Raw genomic sequence first — 5,038 nt, 5'->3', positions numbered from 1 at the left:
GACAACCGCCCCTGCCGCCTAAGCCTGCGTTGCTTTACTAAGAAATGCACTAGATCTCTTTCACCTGGCTTCCGTGCCTTCCGGGACACTCGCAGATGCCCATGCTTCGCGTGGAACTCTATTAAGTCGTCTAGCCCGCCCGCACCGCTACCCCAGGTGAACCCGTGCTTGGTCAGCTCGTTGATCGCCTTCGCCGTGAGCACCCCGCGAGCCCGCTTGGTGCGCTGCGTAGCCACCCACACGTCAAGCCGCAATCCGCCTTCCACTTGATAGCCCACTGGGACGTCTAGATCTCCATGCTCCGCCACATAGCGCTGTACGGCTTGCAACCCCCGTTCCCACGGGGTTGCCCATATGAATCCACTGGCGTCCAACTCGGCGATCTGCTCTTTAGTCAAACGACCCCTCTGTCGATCCAGGCGTCGGTTAGCAACCCATCTGTGCATGGCTACTCCCTCACTAGACCTGTACGACGTCGGGATATGGTGATGCTTACCGGCCTTGCGAAGCTCCTCCCACCCCCTTACACCACGCTCCCAAGGCGTATCCCAGACAAAGCCCAGTTGGTCGAGTTCCGAAATCTGCGTCTCGGACAAGCTGCCGTTACGGCGGTCGGTTCGCCGTTTCTTCGCCCAGGCGTAGAGCCGGAAACCGGTCGCTGTTTTGTAGTCGTAGGGGACGCGTAGATGCTTGTTCGTCTCATAGAAATCCCTAGCGGCCTTCATCCCGCGTTCCCAAGGACCGACCTCCCAACGAAAGCCGAGCCTCTTTAATTCTGCATCCTCCTCGCTTGATAGGCTGCCTGCTCTCCAGAGCGTACGCAGGTATACGATCTCCTTTCCGAGCCGGAAATCGCCGACGCTGTAAGTTCCCGGAACCTCACAGGTACCGTGTTCGAGATGGTATTCGCGCAGCATCTTGAACAACTTCACCCGGCTTCGCTGCATCGGCTCCCACCTCATCCCGAGGGCATCCAATGCACGCACTTCGGACGTGCTCAACCGTGAACGCCGATCTCCTCGCAAGGACGCGATCCACCGGCCCAACCGCACACCGTCCTGCGTGACGTAAGCAGCCGGGACCTCCAGATCACCATGCTTAGCGTGGTATGCACCTGCCGCCGCGATGTACGTTTCCGTCCCTGACGAGATCGCGCGTACGATCCGTACGGTGATGGCGCTGCCGAAATTCGGGTCAACTTCGCTACCGACAAGGTGAAGCCACGGAGGGAGTTGAAGCGATCCAGAAGAATACGAATCGGCGAACACCGTATTCCGCGCACTGTCCAGCCAATTCGTTACACGGCTGTCATGTGCGCGCAGTGCGCGTAGCACTTCCCACACGGGATCAAACTTCGAGCCTTGCAGTGCCGCGTCCGGGGTTTCGCCCTCGGCTAGAACTATCGGCACTATGATAGTCGCGACCTTTCTTCTCGCCCGAGTATCGCCGAGACGAACCACACGGCCAATCGCCTGCACGATATCAACGACACTGTTGCGCGCATCGGCAAACATAATCGCGTCGAGTTCGGGCACGTCTACACCCAATCCCAGGACTCTAGCGTTCGAGACAATCACTGTCTTTTCCCCGGGTTGCTCCAGCCGACTTAACACGCCGTAACGCTTGTCTAGAGACATCGTTCCGGATACGACATCCGCGTCTATCGCCGCCGGTCGTTCTTCTCCGGGCAAGAGTTCCGCGACACTCGGGAGAGTCGCAGCGAATTGCTTTGCCCCTGCCACCCGACTGTGATACGTAATCACTCGCCGGAGTCCGTATTGGCGAGCCGCTTTCAGCAAAGCGATCTGTCCTGCGAGCATCTCAGTTGAAACAGGCTTCGCCCCAACCTTCACGACGGGCCTTCCTCGCATCGCTCGCAGCACCTCGTCAGTCGTGACAAATGGGACTACGACCTGATAGTCAGCGACCAGCCGTCGCTTAATGGCTTCGCCGAAACTGAGGTGATATACCTCATTCCCGTAGACGCTGTCATCGTCCATGCTCACCGCGTCCGCAGCTTCTAAGATGCGCGGAGTCGCGGTCATGAATATACGCCGACTAGCACGAATATAATCGTCCCGCGTAACGCCGCTCCATTTTTTGCCGTCATGCCCCGCACTAAGATGTGCTTCGTCAACGACCATCAGGTCCCAGTCGTGTGCGCCACGCGCCTGCGCATCCGAGACCACACTCTGGCTTTGATACGTGCAGAACACCGTCAGGCGATCCCAACGTCTCATGATGCCCGCCAGAACATCGGGGCTGGTCGTGATTCCGGCCGTAAGAGCGCCAAGGCTCGCATTGATCCGCGCGGCCTCGATCATCACGCTCGGATCGCTGCAAACCGCCGCCATGACTCCCGTACCGCTACCGAGATAGTCCGCGTACGCCCGCGCAGTCTGCGCGATCAGCTCCAGGGTCGGAACGAAGACCACGGACCTGCCGCACCCGATACGCTCCAGGAATCCAGCGCCCGTCAGCGTCTTACCCGTCCCACACGCCATGGTCAACCGCGCGCGGCCACCCGTCGCAATCTCGCGGTAGAGGGCTTCAACGGCGGTCACTTGATGCGGCCGTAGAACCTTCGCTGTCACATCTCTCCCTAGGGCGGCACGGCCGCCCGCCACGTCGTAGCGGACGTAAAAAGCGGCGCCGCACAAATCGTTCGCACAGTCGCCGGCAGGACTCCCTCACGGTCGCCCCTTCGGGGTGGCCTTTGGCCATCCAGCCGGCCACGGCGCTCCCGCTCACAGAGGTAGCCCCCGGCACGGCAAGCCGGGGACTACGTGGGGTATCTCTGTCACTGATCAACGGCACCGATCGATAGGCACTCTCCTTTCGCCCTCCACCTCCGATCAGAAGGGGCACCGAGGGGATCTCACATCCGAGACCCCAGCTCTTGCGCGTGGCCCGCGGTCAAGCGCCGCCACGCTCGCAATGTCACTCGGCGAGGCGAGGACCCCGCCGCAACCATCCCGCCGCGCGCACCACGCCCACCCGCAGCCTTACCGGCATTGGCGACGGTGCCAGCAGGGCCGTTGCCACAGTCCACAGATGATCCTGAATCGATTGCCCTGCGCGCATCGACCGGGCGATCTTCATCACGGCGAGGTTGGCATCCCGCCCGGCAGCACGCACCGCCGCCACGTCACAGACGAGCGTGTTCCCGAAGCCCATGACCAGCATCATCGCCACCAGGCCCATCACCGCCACGCCAAACGGCAGCGGCAAGAACCCGGCCACCCACCACCCGGCAACGGCCAAGCCGTTCTGTACGACCGTCCACCCATTCATGAACCCGGTCGTCTGCCGCAAATGGTGATACAAGAACGCCTTGAGAACCGGAGGGCTCAAGTGCGCGGCCCTATACCCCAGGGTGACCACGCGCACCCTGCCCAGCCACATCACGCCTACAACGAGGCACCAGCCGTGATCACAACCGCCGTCCTGCCTGCCGTCCGGGCACGGCAGAAAGAACGGATAGATTGCCTTGATACCTCCATTGCTCAGCACTCTTGCCATAAATGCCGCGAGCACATGCTGTGTCTCTTCTGGCACGACGTGACGCCGTTCTTGCCAATAGGCGGTCGCTGTTGCCCAATCCACGGGGCCGAATGCCGTCAGCGGAGCGCTGACCAGAACACGTCCCACCGCCACGAGCACAATGACCGAGATCCCCGCAGCCACCGGCAACGACAGCCCCACCGATAAGACATCCAGCAGCGCCCGCACCCCCAAGCCGACACCGAAGGCAGCCACCGCGATACCCAGACGGCGAAGAAAGGGCTTCCGGCCGGTCCATGCCAAACCCGCCCGGGGAACATCCCCGAGAGGCACCTCCGTAGCCGTATCGACCGGGACGCCAGCGCGCCGGGGGGAGCCGGTAAGGAGGGTAAGGACCTCTTCAAACGGCTTGAGACGCTTGCTCATGGGAATGTTCGCTTCTCTTCTCGTGCGGATATGTGGAAACAGCAACGACTGTCGCCGTCGAGATTTGAAAGGTGGAGAGGTGCTGACAAGGCGACGGCGCGGCTTGGGGGTCGTCACCGCGCCGCCGCCAACTCATGACAGATTGCTACTGTCTCGGCAAACCCTCGGCCCCGGAGCCGTCCACGGGCACGACGGCGTGAGCCTGCCGATATTTCCAACCCTGCGGGATCCGATCGACGCCATTGAATCGGACGGCCTGACCCACCGGTAGCCGCTTTAATCCAGGCGGAAGATCAGCCACTCCGACGAACCACGCCGTTCCGTGCTTGTCCCGGATGAAGCCGTGATTCTGGAAATGCTCCCACCGCTGGACCGTCCCATACCGATATCCGTCAGCAGCGCGAGGACTCCCCGTGGTCCCCACAATCGGATCGTTGAACGGATACATCAGCGGATAAGCAGGATCGAGCGCGGCCGAAAACAGATCCACCCACTTAGGCGCACGATCAGCGGCCTTTACCAGCAAAGCAGCGGTGCGCACCGTGGTAGCGACACGCTCTGAGGAAATCTGCGGAATGACCACCGGAACACCCATACTGCGGAGCCGGTCAATCAGCGGCAAATAGTCAGAGTCCCCGGTCACGAGCACCACAACATCTACGGCACGGGAGGTCGCCGCCGAGTATGCCGCCAACGACAGAGCGACATCCGCCCCCGACTCCTTGTTGCCGTCGTACACCACGCTATGACGGACGATTCCCGACTTCTTGAGAACAAGGTCCCATCGCGCCGACGCGATCCGCAACGCCGGAGCGGATTCGGTTTCAGACCCAACGAACCGCCCGAGAACGAAATGCGCCTCAGAGATGACGATCTCATCAAGGTACACACCGAATTCTCTGTGCACGTACCAGCGCAGCGCATCATGGATCCCCGGGAATGACGGGCTCGCCTGCCATTCAGAGTGATCCGCCATGAACTGCCAGAAGTAATCGAACCAGGTGCCGTCATAAAATACACCCAGCCGAAGAGAGGTAGCCTGCGCCGTCCTCAGTGAAGGCCGATTCGCAGACGTAGAACCAGAGCGACCCATGAACAGTATTCGCTT

Annotated in this window: 3 protein-coding genes; all 3 read right to left on the bottom strand. The window is 61.2% G+C overall.

The annotated features are described in order from the left end of the window. A partial coding sequence (locus AB0M95_RS40725) for a Helicase associated domain protein (RefSeq protein ID WP_363777062.1) occupies positions 1–2,564 on the bottom strand: 2,564 nt, incomplete at its 3' end. A gap of 376 nt (positions 2,565–2,940) precedes the next feature. Further along, the gene (locus AB0M95_RS40720; protein ID WP_363777059.1) at positions 2,941–3,930 is read right to left on the bottom strand and encodes a hypothetical protein; all 990 of its coding nucleotides are present in this window, start codon (positions 3,928–3,930) and stop codon (positions 2,941–2,943) included. Between the two features lie 145 nt (positions 3,931–4,075). Beyond that, positions 4,076–5,038 (bottom strand): NYN domain-containing protein (locus AB0M95_RS40715; protein WP_363777056.1); only part of this gene is annotated, 963 nt, incomplete at its 5' end.

Source organism: Sphaerisporangium sp. NPDC051017, from assembly GCF_040683095.1.
GTDB lineage: Bacteria > Actinomycetota > Actinomycetes > Streptosporangiales > Streptosporangiaceae > Sphaerisporangium.
Note: the sequence above shows the minus strand (reverse complement) of the source record. Positions and strands in the feature narration are given on the sequence as shown.